We start from the raw sequence: 16,412 nt of genomic DNA on the forward strand, positions 1-16,412 counted from the left end.
AAGCGGGTTGATTTTGTATTTGGCAAAAATATACAAACTTAAATATATTTATATACAAACAAAATTTTATAATTTTTATTTAATTATTTATTTAATTCAGCAACTTAATAATTAATATGGTATTTTAATACTCAATTAATGAGTTTAAAAAAACGTTGATGATAGGCAAAAGTATTCAAATTACATCTTAGTAAACATCGTTGCATATTCTTATGTAAACCAATTGCATATTCAGACTCAAACCCGACCATTCATTTTGGTTCATAGTAAAATGCTTATTTTCTATTCCAAATATTTTAGAACAAAATATGTAAATTTGGATCTTAAAGTACTACCTTAATCTGCTATAATTTGTACATCATTATGATGTACAAATTGGTGGAAAATATGGCTAACTTAGCAACAGAACGAATCAATGTTCGTTCAACCGTAGATGCAAAGAATGTAATTGAGCAAGCTGCGAATTTATTGGGTCTTAGTGTGAGTTCCTTTATGATCCAATCCTCATTTGAACGAGCAAAAGAATTACTTAAATCTAATCACGAGTTAAAAGTAAATAATGCTGATCGTGATATGTTAATGAATTTGCTTGAAAATCCACGCCCTGCAAATGATGAGATGAAAAATTTAATGAGTTTATTGGATGAAAATTGAGGTTTTGCAAGCCCATCATCAGAAAAAATCATTTAATTGTGGGCAAGATGATTTAAATAAGTTCATAAAACAATACGCATCCCAACATCAGAAATCAGGAACAAGTAAAACCTATGTTGCTATTGATGATGCACAGGTGAGGGGATTTTATTGTCTATCAAGTACCTCTATAGGATTTGATGGGGTTGATGCTGTTCTCACTAAACGATTACCTCGTTATCCCTTACCTTGTGTGGTTGTGGGTCGCTTTGCCGTTGATCAAGCAGCACAGGGGCAAGGAGTTGGAAAAGTACTTTTAGCACATGCTCTTAAACAAGTTTCAAAAGTTGCTCAAATTATTGGTGTTAATTTTGTTGTAATACATGCTAAGGATCAAAAAGCTATGGAGTTTTATCAGCGGTTTGGCTTTATCTCATTAACATCAAATCCATTAACATTAATATATCCAGTGAATGAAATACCTCATTTTAAATAAGGTGGGCTGCTAGTAACAGGAATAGCTAATAGACTTATTCAGAGTTTGCACATAGTTCCTTAACCCTTATTTTGCTTTATGACCAAATACTGCGTCTAATTATGGTAATTTAATTAAGTTTGTTTTATTTTTTATCTTAAGTTGTTGATATATATTATTCATTGTTTTTTGGTTTTAAAATTAAGTTTGTATTAATATTTACTATCTTTAATTTTAGATGAAATTAAGTTTGTATAAGATTCTTCCGCTTTAAAATGCGAATTCTTGCCCAGAAAGGCGAAGCATACTTTAAATAAAATGAAATGTTTTCAAGGTGAGGTCAAAAAGGAATGCTTTTTGAATCTAGGGTGGGATTTTTACATATTTATATTATTGAATATATTGGTAATAATTTTATATTTCTGGTGTGATGCTAATTTGAGTTTAATTATATTAAAAACCCTGTAGACTTGGTGTAGAACCACTAGGTCTACAGGGTAGGGTTTTGTTTGTTCATTTCATTAATGTACAAACTAAAATAATTAAATCTAAACTTAATTATTTGATACAAACTTAATTATACGAACACAATTCCAGCCCTTGATCAAAAATTATTATTCCACCGTCACTGACTTCGCCAAGTTACGTGGCTGATCGACATCTGTTCCACGCAGCACGGCAACATGGTAAGAGAGCAGTTGTACTGGAATGCTATACACAATCGGTGCCAAGATTTCATTCACACTTGGCACATAAACCACGTGTTGACGATCTTTGGCTTTAATACCGCTATTCTCATCTGCAAAAACAAACAACTCACCACCACGCGCTTGCACTTCTTCCATATTCGATTTGAGTTTATCCAACATGTCATCTTGTGGAGCAAGAATCACCACAGGCATATCATTATCAACCAGTGCCAATGGACCATGTTTTAATTCACCAGCCGCATAACCTTCTGCGTGGATATATGAAATCTCTTTAAGTTTCAAAGCACCTTCAAGGGCGATAGGGAACTCAGTTCCACGACCCAAGAATAGACAGTGATTTTTTTCAACAAATAATTCTGATAGACGTAGAATCTCAGCATTATTTTGTAAAGTATCTAAAATCACTTTTGGTGTATGCCAAAGCGCTGCAATAATTTCAGAAACACGGTCAGTTGAAATGCTTTGCTTAATTTGACCAATTTTCAATACCAATAGCATTAATGCCGCAAGCTGTGTGGTAAATGCTTTGGTCGAAGCAACACCAATTTCAGGGCCTGCGAGCGTCAACAAACTGTAGTTGGTTTCACGGACCATCGACGAGGTTGCCACGTTGCAAATGGTCATGGTGGTGATATTCAAGCTTTTCGCTGCTGCACGCTTTTGCGTATCACGCAGTGCAGCTAAAGTATCGGCTGTTTCACCTGATTGAGAAATACAAACATACAGTGTGTTATTCACAATCACAGGCGAGCGATAACGGAATTCACTGGCAATTTCGACTTGGCAAGGCACATCGATCAGTTGTTCAAACCAATATTTGGCAATCATACCGGCATGGTAGCTAGTACCACAAGCGATGATTTGCACTTGTTGAATTTGGCTGAAATCTTGAGCTGCATTGGCAAGGAAATCATCACGAAGCGCATTACCATTTAATGCTTGTGAAATCGTTTGCTTAATCGCTTCAGGCTGCTCATAAATTTCTTTGAGCATATAGTGTTTATATTCACCTTTTGAAGCATTGCTGACAGTCGCATCAAGCTCTTTGACTGGTCGATTCACCAATTTACCATCGACGAATACTTCAATGGTATTACGTGTCAAACGTGCAATATCACCTTCTTCAAGGTAGATAAAACGGTTGGTAATCGGTAAAAGTGCCAATTGATCCGAGCTAATAAAGTTCTCGCCAATACCGACACCAATCACAAGAGGTGAACCTTCACGGACCGTGATTAATTCATCAGGATAGTCGGTATGTACGATACCCAGTGCATAAGCACCTTTGAGCTGAGGCACGACACTTTTAACTGCTTCTAAAAGACTCGGGGTGGTTTTTAAAGCGTCATTGACTAAATGCGCAACAACTTCTGTATCGGTTTGTGAGGTAAAAACATAACCAAGCGCTTCAAGATCATCTTTAAGCTCTTGATAGTTTTCAATAATACCGTTATGAACAACAGCCACATTGCCTGAGATATGCGGATGGGCATTATTTTCAGTCGGTTTACCATGGGTTGCCCAGCGTGTATGTGCAATACCGACCGAACCTGCGATATCTGCTTCTTCAACGGCTTGTTCAAGATTTGCAACTTTACCTACGCGACGTTCACGTAGAACATGGCCTTTATTAATCAGCGCTAAACCCGCAGAGTCATAGCCACGATATTCAAGACGCTTTAAGCCTTCAATTAAAATATTGGTAATACTACGTTCTGCAACGCCGCCGACGATACCACACATAATGAATTCCTCTTATTTCTTAATCTTTTGCGGACGCGGATAGTTTTCTTTGGCAAATTGCTTCGAACGTTCTACCGCAAGGCTATTGTCTGCCACGTCACGTGTAATGGTTGAGCCAGCACCCACTGTTGCACCATGACCAATGGTGACAGGAGCGACTAATGAGCTATTTGAGCCGATGAAAGCTGAGTCACCGATAATGGTTTTAAATTTGTTTGCGCCATCATAGTTGCAGGTAATGGTGCCTGCGCCAATGTTTGAACCTGCACCGACTTCCGCATCACCTAAATAGGTAAAGTGGTTGGCTTTTGAGCCTAAGCCGACAGTGGTATTTTTAACTTCAACAAAGTTACCAATATGTACTTCTGCAGCTAATTTTGCGCCAGGGCGTAAACGTGCAAATGGACCGATTTGAGCGTCTTCACCAACAATGGCACTGTCAAAAACGCTATATGGTTGAACTTTAGTACCTGCCGCAATCTTGGTGTTTTTAATGATACAACCTGCACCAATTTCTACGTTATCACCGAGTTCAACATCACCTTCAATAATCACGTTGATATCGATACGGACATCTTGACCAACAGTCAATGTACCACGTAAGTCGAAACGTGCAGGATCAATCAGGTGAACGCCTTGTTGCATCAGTTGTTTAGCTTGGAATGCTTGAAATTCACGTTCAAGGGCAGCCAATTGTACGCGGTCATTGACACCTTCCACTTCGAAAGCACGTTCTGGCTCAACAGATGCCACTTCGAGACCGTCAGCAATTGCCATGGCAACGATATCGGTCAGGTAATATTCACCTTGCGCGTTATTATTGCTTAATTTTGGTAACCATTCGTGCAATTTAGCATTGCTTACTGCATAAATACCGGTATTAAATTCTTTGATTTTACGTTGTTCTTCAGAGGCATCTTTGTGTTCAACAATGGCTTGAATTTTGCCATTTTCACGTACAATACGACCATAACCTGTCGCATCATTAACCGTTAGGGTTACTAAGCCAATACCTGTTTGAGCAGATGCATCTAATAGTTTTTGTAATGTTGCTTCAGTGATGCAAGGCACATCACCCGAGAGAATCAAAGAAATCCCAGTTTTTGCTAGGACAGGCAGAGTCACTTTGACTGCATGGCCTGTACCCAATTGTTCTGCTTGTTCAACCCATTTGATATTTTCATGTGCAAACGCGTTTTGAACCAATTCACCGCCATGCCCATAGATGGTAATTATTTCTTCTGCATTTAGTTTTTTCGCCGTGTTGATGACATGACCGAGCAGCGGTTGTCCTGCGAGGGGTTGTAAAACTTTGGGTAAACGTGAACGCATACGTGTTCCTTTACCTGCAGCAAGAATAATAACGCTAGTAGACATGTTTAATCCTAGGTGTTTCTATTACATAGACACAATATAAAAATAAATACAGATGCAAAGCGCGGCCCAAAGACCCGCAATGATGTCGTCAAACATGATGCCAAAGCCACCACCGACTTGACGGTCAATGACACAAATAGGCCACGGTTTCCAGACATCAAATAAACGGAATAAAGCAAAACCAATCAATGCCCAAGTCCAGCTCATTTGCCCAAGATATAAAATCGGGAGGAAGGTAATGGACTGACCGGCAAATTCATCCCATACGATGCGGCCATCGTCATGAACACCCATGACTTTGGCGGTTTGACCACAAATATAGATCCCAATAATCGACATGATGATCATGACTATAATGGAGTTGAAAAAGCCGATTGCAAGCCAACCTGGAATAAACAACAAAGCAAAAGCAGAGCCAAAGGTGCCCGGTGCTTTGGGTGCAAGACCCGAACCAAATCCCACGCCACAAAAGGCGATGACTCGGTTAAACCAAGACATGGATTTAAAGTTAATGGCTGGCTTATGCAAAATGCTGGTATCCCTTAAATTTTAAGACTTGGTCAACACCGTGGTTGTTATAACGGATTCCCAAATTAGGGGTGATTTGACCGATTTTACTAATGTTTACATCTAATTTTAGTTGCAGAAGTTTTTTATAATTCTGCGGACTTATTGTAAAGCATAACTCGTAGTCATCTCCACCCGCGAGGGCGTATTGCCACTGCTTTTCTTGTTGTAATTGTTTTACATCGTGATCGATAGGAAGTTGATCTAATTCAATTTCTGCACCGACGTTTGAAGCGGCGAGGATATGTCCTAAATCTTGTGCGAGCCCATCAGAGACATCAATCATACTGTTGGCTAAGCCTTTGAGCTGTTGGCCCAGTAAGCAACGGGGTGTGGGATAATCTAAACGGTGCTGTAAGCGATGACCTAAATGGTTTAAGCCAAATGCAGCATCACCGACTTGTCCGCTGACGCAGATATAATCACCGATTTGGGCACCTGAACGTGGGACAGCTTGTCCTGATTCTATCCAGCCGAGGGCTGTAACTGAAATCGTCAGATGAGGACTTTGTGTGGTATCACCACCAATTAAACTCACACCAAATTGTTCGCAACAATCATATAAACCCTGACTAAAGTCTTTGAGCCAGTCATGATCAATTTGGGGTAGGCTCAATGCCAATAAAATACTGTGTGGTTTGGCACCCATTGCAGCAATGTCAGAGAGATTGACGGCAACAGATTTCCAGCCGATGGCATGTGGGTTTGTGTCGAAAGGGAAGTGACGCCCAGCAACCAGTGTATCGGCACAGATGACCAATTGTTGCTGTGGAGGAGGGGTGAGCAAGGCTGAGTCATCACCGACCCCTAAATCGACAGAATTGGTATTCTGTCGATTAAAATAGGTATCAATGATCGAGAACTCAGCCATACAACGTACTACTTAAAAAATTAATTAGCTTGTTGTTTTTCTGCTGCACGCAATGTAGTCGCTAAACGATCCAATACACCATTGATGTATTTGTGGCTGTCTGCACCGCCAAAATGTTTAGCTAATTCGATCGCTTCATCTAACACGACGCGATATGGAATCTCAAGATGTTCTTTAAGTTCATATGCACCAAGACGAAGTGTTGCAAGTTCAACACCATCTAAAGCGTCTACTTCACGATCGAGTACAGGGATTAAAAGCGCATCCAATGCTTCATGATTGGCAACAACCTCGGTCAATAACTCGTGGTAATAGCCGAGGTCGACCTTGTGCATGGCATTATCCACACGTGTACGTGCTTCAATCTCATGGACAGGATTACGGCTCATTTGCCATTCATAAATTCCTTGTACAGCAAAGCGACGTGCTTTACGTTTTGCTGCATAAGTTGCTTGAAGTGTTTGCGACATAGCGTTAAATAGCCTTTAACAAGTTAACCATTTCAATAGCAGTCAAGGCAGCTTCACTACCTTTATTGCCTGCTTTTGTGCCTGAGCGTTCAATCGCTTGTTCAATACTATCCGTAGTCAATACACCATTAATTACTGGTAAGCCAGTGTCTAGACCAACAACGCCTAAACCTTTGGCACATTCGCCAGCAACAAAATCGAAGTGAGGCGTGCTACCACGAATCACTGCGCCAAGCGCGATGATGGCATCGAAACGATCTGAAGCTGCAAGTTTTTTTGCAACCACAGGAAGTTCCCAAGCACCCGGTGCATGAACAACAGTGATATTATCCTCTGATACGCCATGACGTTTCAATGTATCAACGGCACCTTCTAGCAAATGTTCAACAACAAAGCTATTAAAACGACCAACTAAAATCGCATAACGGTCTTCGTTCGCGAGATGTAACATACCTTCAATACGGCGAACTGCCATAGCAACCTCGATTATTTCTCTGATGTTTGATTTGCGGTGATGTATTCCACCACTTCTAAGTTAAAACCTGATAGTGCATTAAAGCGTAGTGGAGAGCTGAGTAGCTTCATTTTTTCCACGCCTAAATCACGTAAAATTTGTGCACCCACACCAATGGTTTGATACTGCTGAGACAGTGCCGCATTGGATTTAACATTTTTCGGTGCAGTTAAATTTTCTAAAGCAGGGCCTAAGTCCTGTAAATGACGCTGACCAATCCATACTAAAACACCACGATCGCTGGATGCGATTTCTTTGAGTGCTTTATCGAGATTCCACGCCGGAGCACCATCTTGTTTATTGAGTTTTAATAAGTCACGAACCGGGCTGAAACCATGTACACGGACTGTGGTTATGCCTTGTTTTGGTTCGCCTTTAACCAGTGCCAAATGAATGTCTGGGTTACCAATTTCACGGTAACGGAACAATTCAAAAGTACCGTATTCAGTATCTAAAGTTTGTTGATCAATGCGCTCAACGGTTTGCTCATTGGTCATGCGGTAGTGAATTAAGTCCGCAATCGTGCCCATTTTTAAGCCATGCTTTTCAGCAAAGACTTCAAGATCTGGGCGACGCGCCATAGTGCCGTCTTCATTGATGATTTCACAAATCACAGATGCGGGTTCTAGGCCGGCTAAACGCGATAAATCACAGCCTGCTTCAGTATGACCGGCACGGTGAAGGACACCACCAGGCTGTGCCATCAGCGGGAAAATATGGCCTGGCTGTACGATATCAGCCGGTTTAGCATGTGCAGCCACCGCTGTTTGAATGGTGTGCGCACGTTCAGCAGGAGAAATACCTGTTGAAATGCCATTTGCTGCTTCAATCGACAATGTGAAGTTTGTACCGTGCTGTGCACCGTTTGCATCGACCATTAAAGGTAAATTTAACTGCTGGCAACGCTCTTTACTTAAGGTTAAGCATACAAGACCACGCGCATGCGTAATCATGAAGTTGATATCTTCAGGGCGTACGTGGGTCGCAGCGATGACAAGGTCGCCTTCATTTTCACGATCTTCATCATCCATCAGGATGACCATTTTACCTGCACGAATATCAGCTACGAGCTCTTCAACAGTATTGAGCGGCATCAATCTTCACCTTTTTGTTTGTATCGAATGACATTTACTTGCATTGATTGTTGCATAGTCTAACGTTTTTTTGCGTTCTTTGCCTATGCTTATCATTTTCCTTTAATGGCTCATTGTTATACACAGTCGTCAGAACCTTGAAAAGAGGACTTTATTTGAATTGTGCCATTTATGCCCAATCTTTAAGCGATTGAAAAGCATAAAAATTGGCAACCTTATACGGATATTGAATAATTAAGCCATAGGGAGCTGGCAGTTTATCGGAAGCGTTTAAGCGCATAACTACATGAAGGATCACATAAAATAATCGTCACTTATGCAGCTGAGTGCGCGGCCAAATAATCTTGAATGACCATTTTATTGGCCTGCAAAATGCTTTTTTGTAATTCGGGATCATGCATTGCCCGTGCAATTAAAACCGCACCGACCAATTGGGACATCATGGCCCAAGCTTTTTCTTCACTCGCCAAATGTGCGCTAAATAAAGCATGACCGCGCAGTAATTCCTTTTCATAGGCCTGTTTAATCGTGTCATCTGCACGAGCTACTTCGGTCGCAAGTGTCGGCAAAACACAGCCTTGTTCAGGATGTTCAAGGTGGGAAGGGGTTAAGTAACGGTCTAATTCAAAATTAATCCAGTCGGCTGCATTGTGATGCGGGTTGCTTTGCCACATGTTAAAGCTTTGCTGCAATTCATATTCAACCAATGCTTTGAGTAAATCCTGTTTTGACGAAAAATGTGAATAGAATGCGCCACTAGTGACACCTGCAGCTTTCATTAAGCCGTCAACACCTGTTGCAGCAAAGCCATTTTTTTTCGCAATTTGCCCCGTAATGTTGAGCAATTCTTGTCGTTTTTGTTGTTTGTATTCGGGTTTATAGCGCATGTGCATGACCCTAAAAAATTATGATTGACGATAAATTCATCATAACATAGTATTCGTTATAGTAACGATCGTTATTCAATAAAATTGATCGCACATGGAATATAAAAACTATCCAGCACGAGGAGATCGTCATGGAAAATAATCATATATCTCAGCCTGTCAAAGGTGTGGCATTGATCATTGGTGCAGGAGATGCCACCGGTGGTGAAATTGCCAAACGCTTTGCTTGTGGTGGTTATACCGCATGTATGACGCGGCGTAATGTCGACAAATTACAGCCCTTAATTGCTGAAATTCAAGCACAGGGAGGGACTGCTTTTGGCTTTGGTTCGGATGCTCGAAAAGAAGAGCAAGTGATTGAACTCATCGAGCACATTGAATCAAACATTGGCCCGATTGAGGTCATGGTCTTTAATATTGGTGCCAATGTGCCATGTAGTATTTTGGAAGAAACCGCACGTAAATATTTCAAGATTTGGGAAATGGCATGTTTCTCGGCATTTTTAACGGGTCGGGAAGTGGCGAAGCGCATGGTGAGCCGTGAATCTGGCACAATTATTTTTACGGGTGCGACGGCTGGGGTTCGTGGTGCCGCAGGCTTTGCCGCTTTTGCTGGCGCAAAACATGCGCTTCGTGCCTTGGCACAAAGCATGGCACGGGAACTAGGTCCACGTAATATTCATGTGGCGCATGTGGTGGTTGATGGGGCGATTGATACCGACTTTATTAAAGAGACTTTTCCCGATTTGTACGCAAAAAAAGCGCAAGATGGTATTTTAAATCCAGTACATATTGCAGAAAATTATTGGCATCTCTCACAGCAACCACGAGATGCATGGACGCATGAATTAGATCTGCGACCGTGGATGGAACGCTGGTAAGCATTGATTTAAAAATATTAGGAAAACAAGCAAAAAAAGGACGAAAAAAATGAAAGTCATTGAATTTTATTTTGATGTCGGCAGTCCATATAGCTACATTGGATTTCACCGTATTCAGCACATTGCTGAGCAATATCAGGCAGAAATTATCTGGAAACCGATGTTATTGGGTGGTGTGTTTAAAGCCACAGGCAATAGTAGCCCGATGGCGGTACCTGCGAAGGCACGTTATTCCATGATTGATCTTCAACGTTGGGCAAAGCTATGGCAGATACCTGTACAGATGAATCCGTATTTTCCGATCAATACTTTGCAGCTGATGCGTTTGATAACCGCAGTCCAGTTATTTCAGTCTGAAGAGTTTCTGAAAGTATTGATGGGTATTTTTAACGCGATGTTTGGTCAGCCACGCAATTTAAATGATCTCACCACCTTCATGCAACTCATGCAAGAACTGGGGCTAGGTGCAGAACAAGTGAAACAGTGGTTGGATGATGAAAAAGTCAAATCTGAGCTGAAAGTGGTGACCGAAGAAGCTATTGAACGGGGTGTGTTTGGGGCGCCAAGTTGGTTTGTGAATGATGAGCTGTATTGGGGTGTAGATCATCTACATTTTGTAGAGGATGCTTTACAAGGACAGTAACGCTTGGTGATACATGTATGGAGCATTTAAAAAAATTGAAAAAAGCGAACCTCGGTTCGCTTTTTTATGCTCTGAATCAAATCAAGACTTAGAAGAAGCCCATTGGTTTGGTGTCATAGCTCACCAATAGGTTTTTGGTTTGTTGGTAATGATCCAACATCATTTTGTGGTTTTCACGGCCGATCCCTGATTTTTTGTAGCCACCGAATGCTGCGTGTGCAGGGTAGATATGATAACAGTTGGTCCATACACGACCTGCCTGAATGGCACGACCCGCACGATATGAAGTATGTGCTGAACGCGACCAAACCCCTGCACCTAGACCATAAATCGTGTCATTGGCAATTTTAATGGCATCATCAAAATCTTTAAATGTTGCAACAGACAGAACTGGGCCAAAGATTTCCTCTTGGAAGATCTTCATGTCATTGGTGCCTTTAAAAATCGTTGGCTCAATATAGAAACCTGTACCGACTTCATTTCGTGGGTCACCACCAGTAATGAGCTGAGCACCTTCATTTTTACCTGTCGCAATACAGCCCAAGATTTTATCTTGCTGCTCTTGCGATGCTTGTGCGCCAATCATGGTGTCGGTATCTAAAGGATGACCGGTCTTAATACGTTTGACACGCTCGACAGCCATTTCCAAGAATCGATCAGCAATGCTTTCTTGTACCAAAGCACGGGAAGGACAAGTACAAATTTCACCTTGGTTCAGCGCAAACATGGCAAAACCTTCGAGTGATTTATCTAGGAACTCATCATCTTTGTCCATGATGTCTTCAAAGAAGATATTTGGTGATTTTCCGCCAAGTTCTAAAGTCACAGGAATGATATTTTCAGTCGCATATTGCATGATCATTTGACCGACAGCGGTTGAACCTGTGAAGGCGATTTTTGAGATGCGTGGATTGGTCGCCAATGGACGACCGACTTCAACACCATAACCATTCACAATATTCAGCACGCCCGGTGGGAGTAGGTCTTGAATGAGTTCAGCCAAGACCAAGATGCTGACAGGCGTTTGCTCCGCAGGTTTCAACACGATGCAGTTTCCCGCAGCCAATGCTGGAGCAAGTTTCCAAGCCGCCATCAAGATTGGGAAATTCCACGGAATAATTTGACCGACCACACCAAGTGGCTCATGGAAATGGTAAGCAATTGTATTTTCATCAATTTCAGAAATGCCACCTTCTTGCGCACGGATACAGCCGGCAAAATAACGGAAGTGATCGATACACAGTGGAATATCAGCGGCTAAGGTTTCACGAATCGGTTTACCGTTGTCCCAGGTTTCTGCGACCGCAAGGAGCTCTAGGTTTTCTTCAAGTCGATCGGCAATTTTTAATAAAATATTTGAGCGTGTGGTTGGGGAAGAGGCGTTCCATTGGGCTTTGGCTTTATGCGCTGCATCCAAAGCCAATTCGATATCTTCAGCAGAAGAACGTGGCACTTTGGTAAAAACTTTACCGTCTACAGGGGAGATATTTTCAAAGTATTCACCTTTCACTGGCGCGACCCATTGGCCACCAATCAGGTTTTCATACTGAGCTTTAAACTGAACTTTTGAACCGGGTTGATTAGGATCGACATAACGCATATGAATTTTCCTTTGCTTGTTTATTATGATCTTGTTGGGCTGCCTATCTGTGGCAATCTACAGCTTTGGTATAAGGTACTTTTGTACATTATTTGATTAGCATAGCCTGTATAAGGTTGGAAAAAGGTTGGAGACAAGAAGGTTTACAATATTTTTTTTCAGTCTTAAAAACAAAAGCCGGGAAACGGATTTTTAGTCATGAATTGTTGTGAGAATAATGAATGATGATACCGAAGGATTTATCTGAAAAACGACAGAATGTCGAACGGTTAAGGCAGGGCATGAGTCTGTCAAAGCAGCAAAGCTCGCAATTGAATGAGAGCATTGTGAGTTCTTGGCAGCGATCGGCGCAGGCGGAAATTCCGGAAAACCGGAGTGCTGCGCCTTTGGTGAATTTAAGTCCTCAGAGTCAACAGCAGTCGGCATTGCATCACGCGTTGCAACATTGTGCCGAAGATTTAAAACACATTGCCGAACAGTCATCGATGGTACTTGCCGTGGGTGATGTAGGTAGCACGATTATTTGGAGTGCGTCGAGTCGGCAAATGCAAAGTGCTGCGGAAAGTGTACATTTTATTGCAGGTGGGCAATGGCGCGAAGAATTGGTCGGCACCAATGCTTTAGCGTTGTCTCTAAAAACCCAACAGTCGAGTTGTGTGTTTTCAAATGAACATTACATGCCATCAGTACATGAATGGGTCTGCTATGCAGCACCGATTATCGATCCACATACGCAGCAAATTTTGGGCGTGGTTGATTTATCCACCGTGTGGAAAAACCACAATAGTTTAGGGCTACTTGCGGCTGAACGCTGCGCTTCGATTATTCAATCGGCTTTACTCGATTTTCAAAAACAGCATTTGTATATTCGGGCCTTTGCTGTGCCGCAAGTGTTATTTAATGGCAAAGTGATGGTGCTGACCCCGCGGCAAATAGAAATTTTGACCATCTTGGCGCTATGTCCGCAAGGCATGACCTTAGATACTTTGCATCAAGCCTTATATGGTGAACGTAAGGTGAGTGTTGGGACTTTAAAAGCGGAAATGTCGCAGCTACGCGATATTTTGGGTGGCATGTTAGGCTCAAGACCCTATCGCTTATTGGCGCAAGTCGAAGCCGACTTTTTACAAGCCGAGCAAGCTTTAGATGCAGGTTATCTCGATTCTGCATTAAAACTGTGTTCAGGGGTTTTCTTGGCTAAAACTGAAAGCCCATTTTTAGGGGCATGGCGTGATTGTCTTGAGTCACGATTAAGCCAAGCGATTTTTAATGCCAAAGAAACAGATGTTCTGCTCAAGCATGTCGCGCGTTTTCCTGAAGCTATTGATGCGGTTGAACGTCTGATCGAGCTGATGCCGAGATCGCATCCCGTACATCAGACCTTGTTGAAATTAAAACAGTAAGTTGCAATGTGATTCAGGCTATTAAAGGCCTTTATTGGCCAGCCATTCAAAGAGCTGGGTATAGACTTGTTCGCGCGCGTTTTTTTTCGAAAGCACTAAATCATGCAAGCCATTGTGTATGCTTTGAATGGTGACATCGCCTTGAATTTTCTTGGCATATTTTTGGATGTCTTTTACACCTAAAATCACATCACTGGTCTGTGCTGCTTTACCCCATCGTTTTGGATTTTGTGTTTGATGCGAGTGCATGACCAAGACCGGTACATCTAGGCTGACACCTCGATGAATCTCTTTTTGAGCCTCATAAATTGTCCGCACGAAACTTAAATACACCATTGGATAGCGGGTCTTTTTCCAGTCTAAATTGAAGTCCCATTCACCCTTGAGTTCGCGGTGTAAACTGGCGGTATACCATTTATTCAGTTCACTCGGAAATTTTAAATTGGGAAAGGTTTTTGCCAATTTACTCAGCTGTGGAATACCCAGTGCGCGTTTCACCGGATTCATGTTGAAATCATAAAATGGGCTGTTAACCCAAAGGGCTTGAATTAAAGGATGATTTGGATGATGGGCTGCATACAAAGTGGTGGTTAAGCCACCGGTAGAATGACCACAGAGCAGCAAGGCATCATGACCTTCATCAGCAATGATCGTTAGGGCTTGATCTATTTCGGCATCGTATTCAGACAGTGCATGCACATTATAGTATTTTTGATGCGGGCGGATTGAGCGACCATATTTTCTTAAATCTAAGGCATAAAAGTCGAAACCGTGCTGATTAAAGCGTTCGGCCATTTCGGTTTGGAAAAAATAATCGATAAAACCATGGATATAGAGCACCGCTTTGGAGGTAGGAGCCGTGGCTTTTTTGCGAACCAGTGTGGCAACCACTGGGCCTTCATAATCATCAGGGAAGGTCAGCGTGGCTTGTTCATAGCCTGCGCCCAAAATGTCAGGTTGATACTGAATATGTGAATGGCTCATTATTATACTCATCAATATTATTGGACATTATGCTTTATCCTTGATGAGCCATGAGCTTTTGTCAAATGAATAATCGATGCTGATTTACGAACTAAAAAAAGAGTGACCTCAGTATGAAAGCAACCAATCTATGGTCGCTTTCCTGAAATAAAAGGTGAAATGGATTCAGTTGAGCCTACATCACTAAACTCAAAGGATAATGTAGGCACTTAGGTCACTTAAACATGAAGACCTTTGGGGCTTAACTTAAACTGCCGCTTTGAAGTCGACCACAGAGGCATTGGCTTTCAGCGCTGCCTTGAAAATATCAACCACTTGAGCATGAGTCGCTTTACGTGGGTTGGTGAGCATACAGGCATCTTTTTGCGCATTTTCAGACATGATGCTGAGGTCTTGTTCTTTCACACCAAGTTCAGAAAGGCTCGATGGAATGCCAATCGAAGCAGACAGTTCACGGATTGCTGCAATTGCTGCATAAGCCGCTTCAGTCACCGTTAAACCATCGGTTGGCACACCCATGAGCTGCGCGATACGTGCATATCGGTCAGGGCAGGCGATCAGGTTAAATTCGCAAACGTGTGGTAACAGCACGGCATTACATACGCCATGTGGCAAGTTGTAGAAGCCGCCGAGTTGGTGCGCCATCGCGTGGACATAACCTAAAGATGCATTGTTAAATGCCATCCCTGCTAAGTACTGTGCATAGCTCATCGCATCACGCGCTTCTAAGTTTTCGCCATTGGCTACGGCAGGGCTGAGCCATTCACTGATCATGCTGATGGCCTTTTCAGCACAAGCATCGGTAATGGGATTAGCTGCTGTAGAAACATAAGCTTCGACCGCATGCGTTAATGCATCCATACCGGTTGCTGCAGTGAGCGCCGCAGGTTTTGCAATCATTAGTTTCGGGTCATCAATGGCGATAAGAGGCGTACAACGCCAATCGACAATCGCCATTTTAACGTGGGTGTCGGTATTGGTAATAATACAGAAACGGGTCATTTCTGATGCCGTACCTGCGGTGGTATTAATCGCAATGAGTGGAGTCATTGGGACTGTACTTTTATCGATGCCTTCATAGTCACGAATATGGCCACCACCCGCAGTCACTAAGCCAATGCCTTTGGCACAGTCATGAGAAGAGCCGCCGCCGAGAGAGACAATAAAGTCACAGCCATTGTCATTGTAGGCATCTACACCGCTATGTACGTTGGTGTCAGTTGGGTTGGGTTCTGCGCCCGGGAATATATGACTTTCTACGCCAGCTTCAGTTAAATATGCGGCAATGGTGTCTGCCACACCAAATTTGTATAGACCGGCATCGGTCACGATAAGCGCTTTCTTTGCGCCAAGATTTTGCGCCTTTGCACCAATTTCTTTAGCACAGCCGGGGCCAAAAAGTGAAACACAAGGGATGTAAAAACCGTTTGTTTGATCTGCAATATTTTTAAAAGCCATGGTGCGATTCCTTCTACCATTCATTGTCATTTGTTATGGGTGATACTCACCTAAACTGAGTATTGCGAGGGATGTTTTAAATTCACACCTACCAAAGACCTA

16 protein-coding genes are annotated in these 16,412 nt (G+C 42.3%); 5 read left to right on the forward strand and 11 right to left on the reverse strand.

Going from position 1 to position 16,412, the window contains the following annotated elements:
- Window positions 1-387: 387 nt before the first annotated feature.
- Together FTU37_RS03910 and FTU37_RS03915 are read left to right on the forward strand one after the other, a co-directional pair.
- The gene (locus FTU37_RS03910) at window positions 388-654 is read left to right on the forward strand and encodes a DUF1778 domain-containing protein (RefSeq protein WP_039890759.1); all 267 of its coding nucleotides are present in this window, start codon (window positions 388-390) and stop codon (window positions 652-654) included.
- Window positions 644-1,129 (forward strand): GNAT family N-acetyltransferase, encoded by a 486-nt coding sequence (locus tag FTU37_RS03915; protein WP_180003567.1) that lies wholly within the window; start codon window positions 644-646, stop codon window positions 1,127-1,129. Before FTU37_RS03910 ends, FTU37_RS03915 begins: the two co-directional genes overlap by 11 nt.
- Before the next feature lie 593 nt (window positions 1,130-1,722).
- Here FTU37_RS03915 and glmS read toward each other — a convergent pair.
- The 8 genes from glmS to FTU37_RS03955 all read right to left on the reverse strand — a co-directional run bounded on the left by glmS (window position 1,723) and on the right by FTU37_RS03955 (window position 9,341).
- Complete coding sequence (gene glmS, locus FTU37_RS03920; protein ID WP_180123827.1) at window positions 1,723-3,561, reverse strand: glutamine--fructose-6-phosphate transaminase (isomerizing); 1,839 nt, start codon at window positions 3,559-3,561, stop codon at window positions 1,723-1,725.
- A 12-nt stretch (window positions 3,562-3,573) separates the two neighbouring features.
- Window positions 3,574-4,938 (reverse strand): bifunctional UDP-N-acetylglucosamine diphosphorylase/glucosamine-1-phosphate N-acetyltransferase GlmU, encoded by a 1,365-nt coding sequence (glmU, locus tag FTU37_RS03925; protein WP_180123828.1) that lies wholly within the window; start codon window positions 4,936-4,938, stop codon window positions 3,574-3,576.
- Between the two features lie 21 nt (window positions 4,939-4,959).
- The gene (locus FTU37_RS03930; protein WP_180109316.1) at window positions 4,960-5,436 is read right to left on the reverse strand and encodes a phosphatidylglycerophosphatase A; all 477 of its coding nucleotides are present in this window, start codon (window positions 5,434-5,436) and stop codon (window positions 4,960-4,962) included.
- A 22-nt stretch (window positions 5,437-5,458) separates the two neighbouring features.
- Window positions 5,459-6,376, reverse strand: a complete 918-nt coding sequence (gene thiL / locus FTU37_RS03935) for a thiamine-phosphate kinase (RefSeq protein ID WP_180123829.1) — start codon at window positions 6,374-6,376, stop codon at window positions 5,459-5,461.
- 20 nt (window positions 6,377-6,396) lie between these two features.
- Window positions 6,397-6,846, reverse strand: a complete 450-nt coding sequence (nusB, locus tag FTU37_RS03940) for a transcription antitermination factor NusB (RefSeq protein WP_078191534.1) — start codon at window positions 6,844-6,846, stop codon at window positions 6,397-6,399.
- Window positions 6,847-6,850: 4 nt separating this feature from the next.
- Window positions 6,851-7,321 carry a 6,7-dimethyl-8-ribityllumazine synthase gene (ribE, locus tag FTU37_RS03945; RefSeq protein ID WP_067765591.1) on the reverse strand — a complete coding sequence of 157 codons (471 nt, stop codon included), beginning with the start codon at window positions 7,319-7,321 and terminating at the stop codon, window positions 6,851-6,853.
- An 11-nt stretch (window positions 7,322-7,332) separates the two neighbouring features.
- A complete protein-coding gene (gene ribBA / locus FTU37_RS03950) occupies window positions 7,333-8,454 on the reverse strand; it encodes a bifunctional 3,4-dihydroxy-2-butanone-4-phosphate synthase/GTP cyclohydrolase II (protein WP_180026167.1) in 1,122 nt (373 codons plus the stop codon).
- Window positions 8,455-8,768: 314 nt separating this feature from the next.
- Complete coding sequence (locus FTU37_RS03955) at window positions 8,769-9,341, reverse strand: TetR/AcrR family transcriptional regulator (RefSeq protein WP_180073535.1); 573 nt, start codon at window positions 9,339-9,341, stop codon at window positions 8,769-8,771.
- A 131-nt stretch (window positions 9,342-9,472) separates the two neighbouring features.
- On the opposite strand from FTU37_RS03955, the gene FTU37_RS03960 reads away from it, so the two are divergent.
- Both FTU37_RS03960 and FTU37_RS03965 read left to right on the forward strand, forming a co-directional pair.
- Complete coding sequence (locus FTU37_RS03960) at window positions 9,473-10,222, forward strand: SDR family oxidoreductase (RefSeq protein ID WP_180123830.1); 750 nt, start codon at window positions 9,473-9,475, stop codon at window positions 10,220-10,222.
- Between the two features lie 49 nt (window positions 10,223-10,271).
- Window positions 10,272-10,865, forward strand: coding sequence for a 2-hydroxychromene-2-carboxylate isomerase (locus FTU37_RS03965; RefSeq protein ID WP_180123831.1), 594 nt, complete (start codon window positions 10,272-10,274; stop codon window positions 10,863-10,865).
- 88 nt (window positions 10,866-10,953) lie between these two features.
- Here the strand turns inward: FTU37_RS03965 and FTU37_RS03970 are convergent, their stop codons facing one another.
- Window positions 10,954-12,465, reverse strand: a complete 1,512-nt coding sequence (locus tag FTU37_RS03970; protein ID WP_078191529.1) for an aldehyde dehydrogenase family protein — start codon at window positions 12,463-12,465, stop codon at window positions 10,954-10,956.
- A 221-nt stretch (window positions 12,466-12,686) separates the two neighbouring features.
- On the opposite strand from FTU37_RS03970, the gene FTU37_RS03975 reads away from it, so the two are divergent.
- On the forward strand, window positions 12,687-13,868 hold the full coding sequence (locus FTU37_RS03975) for a transcriptional regulator (RefSeq protein ID WP_168378852.1): 1,182 nt from the start codon (window positions 12,687-12,689) through the stop codon (window positions 13,866-13,868).
- Window positions 13,869-13,889: 21 nt separating this feature from the next.
- Here the strand turns inward: FTU37_RS03975 and FTU37_RS03980 are convergent, their stop codons facing one another.
- Both FTU37_RS03980 and FTU37_RS03985 read right to left on the reverse strand, forming a co-directional pair.
- Complete coding sequence (locus FTU37_RS03980) at window positions 13,890-14,852, reverse strand: alpha/beta hydrolase (protein WP_180123832.1); 963 nt, start codon at window positions 14,850-14,852, stop codon at window positions 13,890-13,892.
- Window positions 14,853-15,098: 246 nt separating this feature from the next.
- Window positions 15,099-16,310 carry an iron-containing alcohol dehydrogenase gene (locus tag FTU37_RS03985; protein ID WP_180123833.1) on the reverse strand — a complete coding sequence of 404 codons (1,212 nt, stop codon included), beginning with the start codon at window positions 16,308-16,310 and terminating at the stop codon, window positions 15,099-15,101.
- Window positions 16,311-16,412: the final 102 nt, after the last annotated feature.

The sequence above is a fragment of the Acinetobacter sp. YH12097 genome (assembly GCF_013419225.1).
In the GTDB taxonomy this organism is placed as follows: domain Bacteria; phylum Pseudomonadota; class Gammaproteobacteria; order Pseudomonadales; family Moraxellaceae; genus Acinetobacter; species Acinetobacter amyesii.